The organism is Rhodococcus sp. T7 (assembly GCF_009872365.1).
Classification (GTDB): domain Bacteria; phylum Actinomycetota; class Actinomycetes; order Mycobacteriales; family Mycobacteriaceae; genus Rhodococcus_F.
Genome location: NZ_WXYH01000276.1, coordinates 15,353 through 29,763, shown reverse-complemented (window position 1 = coordinate 29,763; position 14,411 = coordinate 15,353). Strand labels below are relative to the sequence as shown.

At 68.5% G+C, this 14,411-nt stretch carries 9 protein-coding genes; 6 read left to right on the top strand and 3 right to left on the bottom strand.

All coding sequences use genetic code 11. The features are described 5' to 3' along the window. Positions 1–30: 30 nt before the first annotated feature. On the top strand, positions 31–1,068 hold the full coding sequence (locus tag MLGJGCBP_RS23020) for a glutathione S-transferase family protein (RefSeq protein WP_160098272.1): 1,038 nt from the start codon (positions 31–33) through the stop codon (positions 1,066–1,068). Positions 1,069–1,078: 10 nt separating this feature from the next. On the opposite strand, the gene MLGJGCBP_RS23015 is transcribed toward MLGJGCBP_RS23020, so the two are convergent. Then, positions 1,079–1,474 (bottom strand): VOC family protein, encoded by a 396-nt coding sequence (locus tag MLGJGCBP_RS23015; protein ID WP_160098270.1) that lies wholly within the window; start codon positions 1,472–1,474, stop codon positions 1,079–1,081. A gap of 4 nt (positions 1,475–1,478) precedes the next feature. Beyond that, complete coding sequence (locus MLGJGCBP_RS23010; RefSeq protein WP_160098268.1) at positions 1,479–2,333, bottom strand: helix-turn-helix domain-containing protein; 855 nt, start codon at positions 2,331–2,333, stop codon at positions 1,479–1,481. 99 nt (positions 2,334–2,432) lie between these two features. Here MLGJGCBP_RS23010 and MLGJGCBP_RS23005 point away from each other — a divergent pair, with 99 nt between their 5' ends. Then, the gene (locus MLGJGCBP_RS23005; protein WP_087558963.1) at positions 2,433–3,119 is read left to right on the top strand and encodes a hypothetical protein; all 687 of its coding nucleotides are present in this window, start codon (positions 2,433–2,435) and stop codon (positions 3,117–3,119) included. A 1-nt stretch (position 3,120) separates the two neighbouring features. Here MLGJGCBP_RS23005 and MLGJGCBP_RS23000 read toward each other — a convergent pair whose 3' ends face one another. After that, complete coding sequence (locus tag MLGJGCBP_RS23000; RefSeq protein ID WP_160098266.1) at positions 3,121–4,506, bottom strand: glutamate decarboxylase; 1,386 nt, start codon at positions 4,504–4,506, stop codon at positions 3,121–3,123. A gap of 126 nt (positions 4,507–4,632) precedes the next feature. Between MLGJGCBP_RS23000 and MLGJGCBP_RS22995 the strand changes: the two genes are divergently transcribed. The 4 genes from MLGJGCBP_RS22995 to MLGJGCBP_RS22980 all read left to right on the top strand — a co-directional run bounded on the left by MLGJGCBP_RS22995 (position 4,633) and on the right by MLGJGCBP_RS22980 (position 14,376). Beyond that, positions 4,633–5,781, top strand: coding sequence for an ABC transporter ATP-binding protein (locus MLGJGCBP_RS22995; RefSeq protein WP_160098264.1), 1,149 nt, complete (start codon positions 4,633–4,635; stop codon positions 5,779–5,781). Further along, positions 5,778–6,557, top strand: coding sequence for an ABC transporter permease (locus MLGJGCBP_RS22990; RefSeq protein ID WP_160098262.1), 780 nt, complete (start codon positions 5,778–5,780; stop codon positions 6,555–6,557). The genes MLGJGCBP_RS22995 and MLGJGCBP_RS22990 overlap by 4 nt, the downstream gene beginning before the upstream one ends. A 49-nt stretch (positions 6,558–6,606) precedes the next feature. After that, positions 6,607–10,479 carry an ABC transporter ATP-binding protein gene (locus tag MLGJGCBP_RS22985; protein WP_160098260.1) on the top strand — a complete coding sequence of 1,291 codons (3,873 nt, stop codon included), beginning with the start codon at positions 6,607–6,609 and terminating at the stop codon, positions 10,477–10,479. 117 nt (positions 10,480–10,596) lie between these two features. Next, the gene (locus MLGJGCBP_RS22980) at positions 10,597–14,376 is read left to right on the top strand and encodes a multifunctional oxoglutarate decarboxylase/oxoglutarate dehydrogenase thiamine pyrophosphate-binding subunit/dihydrolipoyllysine-residue succinyltransferase subunit (RefSeq protein WP_087558967.1); all 3,780 of its coding nucleotides are present in this window, start codon (positions 10,597–10,599) and stop codon (positions 14,374–14,376) included. Positions 14,377–14,411: the final 35 nt, after the last annotated feature.

Sequence of the window (14,411 nt, the reverse complement as noted above, 5' to 3'; positions counted from 1 at the left end):
CGACAGCGAAAGACGGGGAACGAGTCGACCATGACAGATCGAACGGCAGAACCGCACGGCACGGAAGGCGCCTACGTCGAATCCGGCGCCGAGTTCACACGCGACACCCACTACATCCCCACCCGCATCACGGCCGACGGCCGCGACGGCTACCCCGTCGAACCCGGCCGCTACCGTCTCGTGGCCGCCCGCGCCTGCCCCTGGGCCAACCGCGCGATCATCGTCCGGCGACTGCTCGGGCTCGAGGACGTGTTGTCGATGGGGCTGTGCGGCCCCACCCACGACAAGCGCAGCTGGACCTTCGATCTCGACCCGGGCGGGCTCGACCCCGTGCTGAAGATCCCGCGCCTGCAGGACGCGTACTTCGCGCGCTTCCCCGACTATTCGCGGGGCATCACCGTGCCTGCGATCGTCGACGCCCCCACCGGGCAGGTGGTCACCAACGACTACCCCCGGATCACCCTCGACTTGTCCTCGGAATGGACGCGGTACCACCGCGACGGCGCGCCCGACCTCTATCCCGAACCGCTGCGCGACGAGATCGACGAGGTCGCCGATCTCGTGTTCCGCGACGTGAACAACGGTGTGTACCGGTGCGGTTTCGCCGGATCCCAGGACGCGTACGAGTCCGCCTACGACCGCCTGTTCGCCCGTCTCGACTGGCTCGAGGAGCGGCTGACCGACCGCAGGTACCTCGTCGGTGACACCATTACCGAGGCCGACGTGCGGCTGTTCACCACCCTGGCGCGGTTCGACGCCGTCTATCACGGGCACTTCAAGTGCAACCGGAACAAACTCGACGAGATGCCCGTCCTGTGGAGCTATGCGCGCGATCTCTTCCAGACGCCCGGGTTCGGCGACACCATCGACTTCATCCAGATCAAGCAGCACTACTACATCGTGCACACCGACATCAATCCCACGCAGATCGTGCCGAAGGGGCCCGACCTGTCCGGCTGGCTCACACCGCACGGCCGTGAAGGGCTGGGCGGCAAGCCGTTCGGGGACGGCACCCCGCCGCCTCCGCCGAAGCCCGGCGAGGCGATCCCGGCCGGGCACGGCGCGTGATCGGGCGGATCTAGGTGCCGGCGTATGTGCCGAAACTCCAGAACACGCCCTCAGGGTCGCGGCAGGTGAATCCGCGCGAGCCGTAGTCCTCGTCCTTCAGCCCGGCGACGATCGTGGCACCGGCGGCCACGGCGCGCTCGTGGAGCGCATCGGGGTCGTCGACGACGAGGTACACCGATCCCGTCCCCGGCGGCAGGTCGCTGATGACCGAGTCCTCGCGGGGTGAGCCGAGCATGATGCCGCCGCCCTTCGGCCAGCCGAGTTCGGCGTGATCGACCCGGTCCCCGTCCCCGTACACCGCCTTCTCGTCGAACCCGAAGGCCTCCACGAGGAAGCGGATCGCAGCCCGCGCGTCGCGGTAGACGAGCGTGGGCCACACACATGTGGTTTGCGTCGAAGTAGTCATGACATCACCGTGCTCCGTCTTCGGGGTCGGGGTCTTGGACGAATGAGAAGGGGTCGATCTCCCGCCACCGCGACGGCGGGACGCCCGCGAGGTCGCGCCAGTCCCGCGCCATGTGCGCCTGGTCGTAGTAGCCGCACACCGCGGACACGTCGGCGAGGGTCGCCCCGGCGGCGCCTTTGAGCATCCGGTGCGAACGATCGAAGCGGGACAACCGCACCACATCCTTCGGCGTCACGCCGTACTCCGCGACGAACCTGTTCACCAGATGCCTTCTGCTCCAGCCGACCTCGTGCGCGACGTCGGCGACCCGGACGCCGCCGCCGGCGACGAGCAGGTGCCAGGCACGGGTGAGATGCGGGTCGATCTCCGCAGGCTCGGCGCGGCGCGTGAGGATCTCGTCGAGGATCGCGAACCGCCCGTCCCAGCCGGGTTCGAGGGACAGCCGTTCCGTCAACTCCCCCGCATCGGGACCGAGCAGGTCCTCGAGACCGACGACCCATGCGCCGAGCGCGGCGGTGGGCACGCCCAGCAGCGCCCGGGCGCCGAGCGGGCTGAGGGCCAACTGGACGCCGTGCTGGTTGCCGTCGTGCCGAATCGTCACCGGTGCCGTCGCGATGCCGCCGGCCAGAGTGTCGTACCGGCCGGGCGCCTGGCCGGGAGCCGCCTGCACGGCGATGTCGAGGGGCTCGCCGATGGTCACGATCACCGTCAGGCAGGGCGAGGGCAGACCGAGGTGGATGCCGGGCTCGTACCCGGCCAGCCGGTAGCCGTCGTACCCCGTGACCAGCGCGCGCAGCGGCGCCGCCGGGCGCCGGAAGGCCCCGGACGACACCGCGGTATCGCTGCCGGCGACGCTCACGACACCAGCCTAGGCAACGGTGCCGACAACGGTCACGGCGTTCGCTCACCTACAGTCGGTGCCAGCACACTCGAAGCACTAGGCGAGACGGGAGGCCCGATGGCTGGCAATGGTGGACCGGTGGAGAAGGTACTGGTCTCGGTCCTCGACAACGGAAGCCGACTCCAGGCGCCCGCGGTGGCCAAGTACGTCGAATGGGTCCGGCGCTCGCACCCCGGTGAGTCGCCCGCGCAGATCGTCGAACGCATGGAGAAGATGTTCCTGCTGGGCGTGACGGGCAGCGGCAGCGCTGTCGGCGCCACTGCCGCCATTCCCGGTGTCGGAACCGTCGCCTCCATCGCGGCCGTGGGCGCCGAATCGGCGTTCTTCCTGGAGGCGGCGGCGCTGCTCACGCTCGCCGTCGCGTCGGTGCACGGCATCTCCGCCGCCGATCACCAGCAGCGGCGCGCACTGGTCCTCTCGGTGGCCCTCGGCGAATCGGGCATGGAAATCGTCCAGAAGGCGACGGGCGTGACGGCGAAGAACTGGGCGAGCGCCATCACCAGCCGCATCCCCGGCCCCACGATGAAGGGCATGAACAGCACGCTGGTGCGCAAGTTCATCACCAAGTACGCCGCCCGCCGGAGCGCGCTGATCCTCGGCAAACTGGTGCCCGCGGGCATCGGCGCCGCCATCGGCGGCGCCGGCAACCGGGCCATCGGCAAGGGCGTCATCAAGAACTCGCGCGAGGCGTTCGGTCCCGCCCCGGCCCGCTGGCCGGACGAGCTCCGCGCGGTCGAAGCGTGACCTAGTGCGCGAAGTGCTGTTCCGTCGAATGCCCGCCGCCCTTCTCGGCGAGTTCGGCGCACACTTCCTCGATTGCCTCGGCGACGAGGGTCCCCAGGTCGGCGCTGAAGCCCTCGCGCACGACGATGCGCAGAACCGCCACGTCCTCCGCGTCGGCGGGCATCGTGTACGCGGGCACCTGCCAGCCCCGCGCCCGCATCTCGTGTGACACGTCGAAGACCGTGAACCCGGGATCACCGACCAGTTCGAACGCCAGCACCGGTATATCGGTTCCGTCCGTGATGAGGGTGAAGTGTTCGAGATCGGCGATGCGTTTGCCGACGCGGACCGCGGTGTCGCGCAGCGTCTCCATGATCGACCGGTAGCCGGCCCGGCCGAGCCGCAGGAAGTTGTAGTACTGGCCCACCACCTGATTGCCGGGCCGCGAGAAGTTGAGGGTGAACGTCGGCATGTCGCCGCCCAGGTAGTTGACCCGGAACACCAATCCCTCGGGAAGGTACTCACGCTCACGCCACACCACGAACCCGATCCCCGGATACGTCAGCCCGTACTTGTGACCACTCACGTTGATCGAGGCGACGCGCGGAACCCGGAAGTCCCACAACAACTCCGGTTGCAGGAAGGGGACGACGAAGCCACCGCTCGCCGCGTCCACGTGGATCGGGACGTCCGGGCCGCCGGACGCGGCGAGCGCGTCGAGAGCTGCCGCGATCTCCGCCACCGGCTCGAGTTCCCCGGTGTAGGTGGTGCCCACGATCACGATCGCACCGATGGTGTTCTCGTCGACCGCGTCGCGCACCTGCTCCGGCGTGATGACGTAACGGCCCTTCTCCATCGGCAGGTACTTGGGCTCGACGTCGAAGTACCGGCAGAACTTCTCCCACACCACCTGAACGTTGCTGCCGAGCACCAGATTCGGCCGGGCCGTGTCCTTCCCGGCCGCCTCCTGCTTCGCCCGCCACCGCCACTTGAGCGCAAGACCACCGAGCATCACCGCCTCGCTGGAACCGATCGTCGAGACGCCGGTGGCGCTGGCCGGGTCGGTGGTCGACAGGTCGGGGGCGTGGAACAGATCGGCCACCATCGACACGCAGCGCGCCTCGATTGCCGCCGTCGCGGGGTACTCGTCCTTGTCGATCATGTTCTTGTCGAACGTCTCGGCCATCAATTTGTCGGCCTCGGGATCCATCCACGTGGTGACGAACGTGGCCAGGTTCAACCGGGAACTGCCGTCCAGCATCAACTCGTCGTGGATGAACCGGTACGCGGCCTCGGGATCGGTCTCGTCGTCCGGCAACCGCAACGCCGGGAACGGGTCGATCGACAGGCGCCCGGTGTACGCGGGAGAGATGACGTCGCGATGGTGATGATGATGGTGCTTGCTCATGTGCGTCCCCAATCGATTGGTGTCAGCAAGCGCCGTCACGACGCCTGTACGTCAGTTGGTGAATCTCGGCACGGCAGCCCAGTAGGGTCGAAACAGTTCCATTCGATTGTGGCAGGGGAGGACGGGTTGACCACAGCAATCCCGGGAAGTTTCGCGGCGCCGATCGAGGTGCGGGGGCTGTCCAAGCGCTTCAAGAACGTCGACGCGGTCACAGACCTCGCCTTCACCGTGCCGCAGGGATCGATCACCGGATTCCTCGGGCCCAACGGCTCGGGCAAGACCACGACGCTGCGGATGATCCTCGGTCTCGTGAAGCCGACGTCCGGCACCTCCACGGTCGCCGGGGTCCCGATCCGCTCCCTCGCGGATCCCGCTCGCACGGTCGGCGCCGTCCTCGACTCGCAGAGCCTGCACCCCAACCGGACGGCACTCGACCACCTGAAGGTGTACGCATCCGCGATCCGCGTTCCGGACGCCCGCACACGCCAGGTGCTCGCACTCGTCGGGCTCGAGGACGTCGCGGGGCGCAAGGCCGGCGGCTTCTCCCTCGGCATGCGGCAGCGGCTGTCGCTGGCGACGGCGCTGCTCGGTGATCCGCGGATCCTGATCCTCGACGAACCCGCCAACGGACTCGACCCCGAGGGCATCGCGTGGCTGCGCGAGTTCCTGAAGGGCTTCGCCGCATCCGGTCGCACGGTGCTGATCTCGAGCCACATCCTCCGCGAGGTGGAGCAGACCGTCGACAATCTGGTGATCGTCAGCCGCGGCTCCCTCGTCTATCAGGGGCGCATGGAGGAGTTGCGCAAGTCGCAGCAGAGCCGGCTGCTGGTCGCGTCGTCGAGCCCGGCCGCGCTGGCGACCGCCCTGGCCGCGAAGGGCATCGTCGACGCCCGCTCGCTGGCCGACGGGCGCCTCGCCGTCGTCGGTGCGTCCCTCGAACTCGTCGAGTCCGTCGCCGCGGGAGCCGGGGTGACGATCTTCGGGGCCGTCGGCGATCACATCGACCTCGAGCAGCTCTTCCTGTCGATGACCGCAGGCCAGTACGTGGCCGGGGCGAGCCCCGCCGCGCCCTCGGGGTACGGCACGCCGCCGACGTATGCTCCCCAGCCCGGGTACGCACCGCCGGGCTACGCCGCACAACCGGGATACGCCCCGCAACCCGGCTACGGCCCGCCGCCCGGCTACGCCGCACAACCGGGATACGCCCCGCAACCGGGCTACGGCCCACCACCCGCACACCCCCAGCAGGGTCCGATGTCCGGAGGTCCGCGATGACAACGCTGCTCACCGCAGAATTCCGCAAGGTCACCACGCTGCGCTTCTGGTGGATGCTCGGTCTGGCACCGCTGATCGTCGGAATGTTCTCGAGCGCGATCACCCTTCCCGTGATGCGCGCGTTCACCGACGCGTTCGAGGCCGATCCGAACGAGGCCAACCTCGCCGCCACCCTGTTCGGGCTGGCCGTCGCCGTCGCCCTCGTCGTCCTGTTCGCCGCACTCTTCGGGGCGGTCAACGTGGGCACCGAATTCCGGTACAAGACGCTCACCACCACGTTCCTCACCGCCCGCGGCCGGGACGGGGTGATCGGCGCCAAGCTCGCCGTCACCGCGGCGTTCGGCTTCTTCTACTGCCTCGTGGTGGAGGTGGTCAGCGTCGCCCTGCTGCTGACGTTCGGCGGTGACACGTTCGAACTGCGCGGATCGCTGTTCGCCATGCTCGGCGCCGCCCTGATCTGCGCGACGCTGTGGGCGCTCATCGGCGGCGGCGTCTCGATGCTCACCGGCTCGTCCGTCGGAAGCTGCATCACCCTCGTCGTCTGGTACACCCTCGGCGAGATGATCCTCCGCTCGATCCTCAGCGGAATCGGCATCGGCGCCGTCGGCAGCATCCTCCCCGTGTCCGCCACGCTCGGGACGGTCGCCAACGCGGCCGCAGGCAACGAGATCGACTGGCTGACGCTCTGGCCTACCGCGCCCCTCGCCCTGCTCGTGTGGACCGCGGTCCTCGTCGCGGGCGGCTGGGCGCTCACCCGGCAGCGCGACATCACCTGACGCCGCACCGATACCGGCCCTGTCGGTGCCCGGCGCTAACGTGGACCCAGTGGTAAGTGAGAGTGCGTCCGGTTCGGTGATCGAACGAGAACAGACGCTGGAGCGGGATCAGGCACGGCCGGGCTGGATTCGACGGCTGAGCGGTGAGTGCTGGGCACACCGCCGCGTCGCACTCGGCGCGCTGACCGTGACGGTGATCGCCGCCGGCATCGACATCTCGTTCCCCCTCCTCACCAAGTACGCGGTCGACGCCGCCGGCTCGGGTCGCGCCACCGAGGTGATCGGCACCGCGGCGATGCTCATCGCACTGCTCGCGTGCGTGCGGTTCGGCTGCCAGTTCGGCCGCCGGATGCTCGCGGGCAAGCTGTCCCTGGACGTCCAGCACGACCTGCGGCTGGGCCTGCTCGGCGCGCTGCAACGGCTCGACGGGCGGGGGCAGGATCAGATCCGCACCGGTCAGGTGGTGTCCCGGTCGATCACCGACCTCCAGTTGGTGCAGGGACTGCTCGCGATGGTCCCGCTGTCGGCGGGCGCACTGCTCCAGTTCGTCCTCGCCCTCGCGATCATGGCGTGGCTGTCGCCGCTGCTGACCGTCGTTGCGCTGGTGATCGTCCCCGCGGTCTGCCTCGTCGTCTACACGATGCGACCGAAGCTGTTCGCCGCCACCTGGTCCGCGCAGCAGCGGGCGGCCGACCTCGCGCAGCACGTCGAGGAAACCGTCACCGGTGTCCGCGTGGTCAAGGGCTTCGGCCAGGAACGCCGGGCCGTCGACCAACTCGAGGACCACAGCCGGTCGCTGTACGCGGAACGCCTGCGGGCCGCCCGGATCAACGCGCGCTTCGCCCCGACCATGGCGGCGCTGCCCCAACTCGGCCTCGTCGGCGTCATCGCGATCGGCGGCTACCTCGCCCTGCACGGGACCATCACGATCGGCACGTTCCTCGCCTTCGCGACATACGTTGCCACGATGACCGGCGTCACCCGCACCCTGTCGTCGGTGGTGATCATGGCCCAGCTGTCCCGGGCCGCCGTCGAGCGCGTGTACGAGGTGATCGACACCGAACCGGAGGTCGCGGACCCGCCGCACCCCATCGTGCTGCCCGGCGGACCGCTGGGTGTGGATCTGCGCTCGGTGACGTTCGGGTTCGAGTCGGAACGCCACGTCCACCGCGGACTCGACCTGCGGATCGCACCCGGCGAGACCGTCGCGGTGGTCGGCATGGCCGGCTCCGGCAAGACCGCGCTGTCACTGCTGCTCCCCCGTTTCTACGCGCCGTCGTCGGGTTCGGTGTCGCTCACGTCCGGCGACGAATCGTTCGACGTGTCGACCCTGAGCGCCGAGCAGTTACGGGAAGCCGTCGGCCTCGTGTTCGACGAACCGTTCCTCTTCTCCGACACCATCGCGGCCAACATCGCGCTCGGCAGGCCCGACGCCAGCGCCGAGGAGATCCGCGCCGCCGCCGCCATGGCCGCCGCCGACGAGTTCGTCTCCGCGTTGCCGGAGGGCTACGACACCGTCGTCGGCGAACGCGGACTCACCTTGTCGGGCGGACAGCGGCAGCGGATCGCGCTGGCACGCGCACTCCTCACCGACCCGCGAGTCTTGATCCTCGACGACGCCACGTCGGCCGTCGACGCCACCACCGAGGCGTCGATCTTCGAGTCCCTGCGCGCCAACCGCGGCCGGACGGCACTGATACTGGCGCACCGCCGCTCCACGCTGTCGCTCGCCGACCGCGTCGCCGTTCTCGACGGCGGACGGATCGTCGACTCCGGCACGGTCTCCGAACTCGACGAACGATGCCCGCTCTTCCGCGCGCTGTTCACCTCCGCCGACAACACAGACCCCGTCGACGTCAGCGTCCCCCCGCCGAGCGACCCCGTGCCGTATCACCGGGTGCCGTCCGAGTCCGAGTTGTGGCCGGAGGACGCGGAGGAATGGGACGGGCCCGTCGCGGCCACCTCGTCCGGCCGCACCCCGGCCCCCGGCGCGGGCCCCGGCGGCCGGGCAGGCGGCGGACCGATGGCGGGAGCGCTCGGCAACGTGGCCGCCACCCCCGAACTCCGGGACGCCGTGAATGCGCTGCCGCCCGCCGTCGAGAGCCCGGGCATCGAGACCCGGAACCTGCGTCTCCCCGAACCCGACTTCCGGCTGTCCCGGATCCTGCGGCCGGTCCGGGGCCTGCTCGTGGCCGTCGTCGTCTGCCTCGCGCTCGACGCGCTGGCGGGCATCGCGTTCCCGTCCATCGTCCGGTACGCGATCGACCACGGAGTCGTCCCGCAGGACGCCGCGACGCTCTGGACCGCCGCCGGGGTGGGGGTCACGCTGGTCGTCGCCGGCTGGCTCGTCGTCGCCCTGATGACGGTACTCACCGCGCGGGCGGGAGAACGGGTGCTGTTCGGGTTGCGGGTGCGCAGCTACGCCCACCTGCAGCGGCTCGGACTCGACTACTACGAGCGCGAACTGTCCGGCCGCATCATGACGCGGATGACCACCGACGTCGACGCGCTGTCCTCGTTCATCCAGACGGGAATGTCCACAGCAGTGGTGAGCGTGCTGACCGTCGTCGGCATCTCCATCGCCCTCGTCGCCACCGACGTCACGCTTGCGCTGGTGGCGCTCGCCGTCATCCCGCCGCTGCTCGTCGCGACGCTGGTCTTCCGCCGGATCTCCTCGGTGGCGTACACCGTCTCGCGGGAGCGGATCTCGCTCGTCAACGCCGACTTCCAGGAGAACGTCGCCGGGCTGCGCGCCGCCCAGGCCTACCGCCGCGAAGAATTCGCGGCCCGCCGGTTCGCGGAGCGGGCCGACAGCTACCGGCGCAGCCGCATGCGGTCGCAGCGGGCGATCTCGCTGTACTTCCCGTTCATCGCGTTCCTCTCGGACCTCGCCCTGGCCGCCGTGGTGTTCGTCGGTGCACACCAGGTCGCGGGCGGCGACACGACCACCGGCACGCTCGTCGCCTTCGTGCTGTACCTCGGGCTGCTGTTCGGGCCCATCCAGCAGCTGTCGCAGGTGTTCGACGGATATCAGCAGGCCAGTGTGGGCCTGCTCCGGATCGGGGACCTGCTCCGCACACCCAGTTCCATCGAGCGGGCGACCTCGCGTGACGATCTCCAGCCGATCGACGGGCATCTGCGCGGAGAGCTGTGCCTGAGCGACGTCGGGTTCCGCTATCAGGGCGCGGACAGCGACGCCCTCACCGACATCGACCTGCACATCCCGGCAGGCACCACCGTCGCACTCGTCGGCCGGACCGGTGCGGGCAAGTCGACCATCGTGAAACTGCTCGCCCGCTTCTACGACCCGACGTCGGGGGCGGTGCTCGTCGACGACGTGGACCTCCGCCGGTACCCACTCGGCGAGTACCGCGGACGGCTCGGCGTCGTCCCCCAGGAGGCCCACCTGTTCACCGGGACCGTCGCCACCAACATCGCGTACGGCCGCCCCGATGCGAGCCGCGCGGAGATCGAGGACGCGGCCCGCGCGGTCGGAGCACTGGGCACGATCGCCGAACTGCGGGGTGGGATGCATCACCCCATCGGCGAGCGTGGGCAGGGCCTGTCGGCGGGCCAACGCCAGCTGATCGCGCTCGCCCGGGCCGAGTTGGTCGACCCCGATCTGCTTCTGCTCGACGAAGCGACCGCGACGCTCGATCCGGCCACCGAGCAGGTAGTTCTCGAGGCGAGCAGCCGTGTGACACGCACCCGCACGTCGGTGGTGGTGGCCCACCGGCTGGCCACCGCGGCCCGCGCAGATGTGATCCTCGTCATCGACAAGGGGCGGGTGGTGGAGACGGGATCGCACGCCACCCTGCGCTATGCCGGTGGCCACTATTCGGGACTGTGGGATGCGGCGGAGACCGGGGCGGGGAATAATCGCGGGGCGAGAACCGTCATCGATGGTGACCCCATCGGTTAGCCGTGAGACAGCTCACACGTGCAGGCCTGGCGATCTACACGTCACACGCGAGGGCTAGTCTCATGTATATAGGCGCTCTGATCGGGTACCGAAATAGAAACGAGGCGAACACCTGCCGTGAGCAGCAGCTCTACATCCCAGTTCGGACAGAACCAGTGGCTGGTTGACGAAATGTACCAGCGCTTCCAGGACGATCCGTCGTCCGTGGACGCGAGTTGGCACGAATTCCTGACGGATTACTCTCCCGACGCAGCCGCCGCCAAGGCAGGCGCAGCCAACGGACACGGCACGAACGGCACCACCACCGCCGCACCTGCTGCCGCTCCCTCCGCCAAGGCTTCGACTCCCCCTGTTTCCGAGTCCGCGACCGCACCCAAGCCTCAGACCAAGCCGGCCAACGGTGCCGCAGCCAAGACTGCACCCAACGGTGCAGCTCCGAAGGCTGCCGCCCCGAAGACCGAGGCCCCCAAGAAGGCCGCACCCGCAAAGGACGCCCCGGCGAAGGACGCGAAGGCGTCTGCCCCCGCGCCGGCCGCCGACGAGTCGAAGGTTCTCCGCGGCGCAGCTGCTGCCGTCGCGAAGAACATGTCGGCCTCGCTGGCCATTCCGACCGCCACCAGTGTTCGCGCCATCCCTGCGAAGCTGATGTTCGACAACCGGATCGTCATCAACAACCACCTCGCCCGTACCCGCGGCGGCAAGATCTCGTTCACGCACCTGCTGGGGTACGCGATCGTGCAGGCGGTCAAGGCGTTCCCGAACATGAACCGGCACTTCGCCGAGATCGACGGCAAGCCCAACGCGGTCACCCCCGCACACACCAACCTCGGCCTGGCCATCGACCTGCCGGGCAAGGACGGCAACCGATCCCTCGTCGTCGCCGCGATCAAGAACACCGACACCCACAACTTCACGCAGTTCTACAGCGCCTACGAGGACATCGTCCGGCGCGCGCGTGACGGCAAGCTCACCGCCGAGGACTTCTCGGGTGTCACGATCTCGCTCACCAACCCCGGCGGCATCGGCACCGTGCACTCCGTGCCGCGCCTGATGAACGGCCAGGGCGCCATCATCGGTGCCGGCGCCATGGAATACCCGGCGGAGTTCCAGGGTTCCAGCGACGAGAAGATCGCCGAGATGGGCGTCGGCAAGCTCATGACGCTGACCTCGACGTACGACCACCGCATCATCCAGGGCGCGGAGTCCGGCGACTTCCTTCGGACCATCCACAAGCTGCTGATCAGCGACGAGTTCTACGACGAGATCTTCCACTCGCTGCACATTCCGTACGAGCCGGTCCGCTGGCGCCAGGACGTCTCCGAAGGCGCGGTCGACAAGAACACCCGCGTCCTCGAACTGATCGCGGCGTACCGCAACCGCGGCCACCTGATGGCCGACACGGACCCGTTGCAGTTCGTCAAGGACAAGTTCAAGAGCCACCCCGACCTGGACGTCACGACGCACGACCTGACGCTGTGGGACCTCGACCGCGAGTTCAAGGTCGGCGGATTCCACGCCCAGGAGAAGATGAAGCTGCGCGACGTGCTCAGCGTGCTGCGCGACGCGTACTGCCGCCACGTCGGTGTCGAGTACACGCACATCCTGGAGCCGGAGCAGCAGCAGTGGCTGCAGGACCGGGTCGAGGCGCACCACGTCAAGCCCACGGTCGCTCAGCAGAAGTACATCCTGAGCAAGCTCAACGCCGCCGAGGCCTTCGAGACGTTCCTGCAGACCAAGTACGTCGGCCAGAAGCGCTTCTCGCTCGAGGGCGCCGAGTCCGTCATCCCGATGATGGACGCCGTCATCGACCAGGCCGCCGAGCACCAGCTCGACGAGGTCGTCATCGGCATGCCGCACCGCGGTCGCCTCAACGTACTCGCGAACATCGTCGGCAAGCCGTACTCGAAGATCTTCACGGAGTTCGAGGGCAACATGAACCCGGCGGCCGCGCACGGCTCCGGCGACGTGAAGTACCACCTCGGTGCCGAGGGCACGTACATCCAGATGTTCGGTGACAACGACATCACCGTGTCGCTGACGGCCAACCCGTCGCACCTCGAGGCTGTCGACCCGGTCCTCGAGGGCTTGGTCCGCGCGAAGCAGGACATCCTCGACAAGGGTGAGGACGGCTTCACCGTCCTGCCGCTGATGCTGCACGGCGACGCCGCGTTCGCCGGTCAGGGTGTCGTGGCCGAGACGTTGAACCTGGCGCTGCTGCGCGGATACCGCACCGGCGGCACCGTGCACATCGTGGTCAACAACCAGGTCGGTTTCACCACCGCCCCGGAGCACTCCCGTTCGTCGGAGTACTGCACCGACGTCGCGAAGATGATCGGCGCGCCGATCTTCCACGTGAACGGCGACGACCCCGAGGCATGTGTCTGGGTCGCCCAGCTCGCTGTCGACTTCCGGGAGAAGTTCCAGAAGGACGTCGTCATCGACATGATCTGCTACCGCCGTCGCGGTCACAACGAGGGCGACGACCCGTCGATGACGCAGCCGGCGATGTACGACGTGATCGACACCAAGCGCAGCGTCCGCAAGAGCTACACCGAATCCCTGATCGGCCGCGGCGACATCTCGCTGAAGGAAGCCGAAGACGCCCTGCGCGACTACCAGGGTCAGCTGGAGCGGGTGTTCAACGAGGTTCGCGAACTCGAGAAGTACACGCCGGAGCCCAGTGAGTCGGTCGAGCTCGACCAGGTGCTGCCCACGAAGCTGAAGACGTCGGTCGACGAGTCGGTGCTCGAGCGGATCGGCGACGCGTTCGTCAATGTGCCCGAGGGCTTCACCGTGCACCCGCGCGTCAAGCCGGTCATCGACAAGCGCCGCGAGATGTCCCGTGAGGGCAAGATCGACTGGGCCTTCGCCGAGCTGCTCGCGTTCGGTTCGCTGGTCGACCAGGGCAAGATGGTTCGCCTGTCCGGCCAGGACTCGAAGCGCGGCACGTTCACGCAGCGTCACTCGGTCCTCATCGACCGCAAGACGGGCGCCGAGTACATCCCGCTGCAGAACCTCGGCAGCGAGAACCCCGGCAAGTTCCTGGTCTACGACTCCGCGCTCAGCGAGTTCGCCGCCGTCGGCTTCGAGTACGGCTACTCCGTGGGCAACCCGGACGCGCTCGTGCTGTGGGAGGCGCAGTTCGGTGACTTCGTCAACGGTGCGCAGTCGATCATCGACGAGTTCATCTCGTCCGGTGAGGCCAAGTGGGGCCAGCTGTCCGACGTCGTGCTGCTGCTGCCGCACGGCCACGAGGGTCAGGGTCCCGACCACACGTCCGGTCGTATCGAGCGCTTCCTGCAGTTGTGCGCCGAGGGTTCGATGACCGTGGCCGTGCCGTCCACCCCGGCCAGCTACTTCCACCTGCTGCGTCGTCACTCGCTCGACGGAATCCGCCGCCCGCTGGTCGTCTTCACGCCGAAGTCGATGCTGCGCAACAAGGCCGCGGTCTCCGATGTCGAGGACTTCACCACCGGCAAGTTCCGGTCGGTGTTCGAGGAGCCGACGTACGAGACGGGCGACGGCGAACGCGACAAGGTTCGCCGTGTCCTGCTCGTCAGCGGCAAGCTGTACTGGGAGTTGCTGGCGAAGAAGCAGAAGGACAACCGCGAGGACATCGCGATCGTCCGCATCGAGCAGCTGTACCCGGTTCCGAGCCGTCGTCTCCGCGAGACGCTGGACCGCTACCCGAACGCCACCGAGTTCCGGTGGGTTCAGGAGGAGCCGGCGAACCAGGGCGCGTGGCCGTTCTTCGGTCTCGCTCTGCCCGAGTTGCTGCCCGACAAGCTGTCCGGAATCAAGCGCATCTCGCGTCGTTCGATGTCGGCACCGTCCTCGGGTTCGAGCAAGGTGCACGCTGTGGAACAGCAAGAGATCATCGATGAAGCCTTCGGCTGAAGAGCGTGAAACGGCTGAAGCCTTCGGCTGAACAG

Bases quoted from the DNA above. Each gene is read 5' to 3' on its own strand.
- MLGJGCBP_RS23020 (WP_160098272.1), top strand. From the start codon at position 31: ATGACAGATCGAACGGCAGAACCGCACGGCACGGAAGGCGCCTACGTC.
- MLGJGCBP_RS23015 (WP_160098270.1), bottom strand. From the start codon at position 1,474: ATGACTACTTCGACGCAAACCACATGTGTGTGGCCCACGCTCGTCTAC.
- MLGJGCBP_RS23005 (WP_087558963.1), top strand. From the start codon at position 2,433: ATGGCTGGCAATGGTGGACCGGTGGAGAAGGTACTGGTCTCGGTCCTC.
- MLGJGCBP_RS23000 (WP_160098266.1), bottom strand. From the start codon at position 4,506: ATGAGCAAGCACCATCATCATCACCATCGCGACGTCATCTCTCCCGCG.
- MLGJGCBP_RS22990 (WP_160098262.1), top strand. From the start codon at position 5,778: ATGACAACGCTGCTCACCGCAGAATTCCGCAAGGTCACCACGCTGCGC.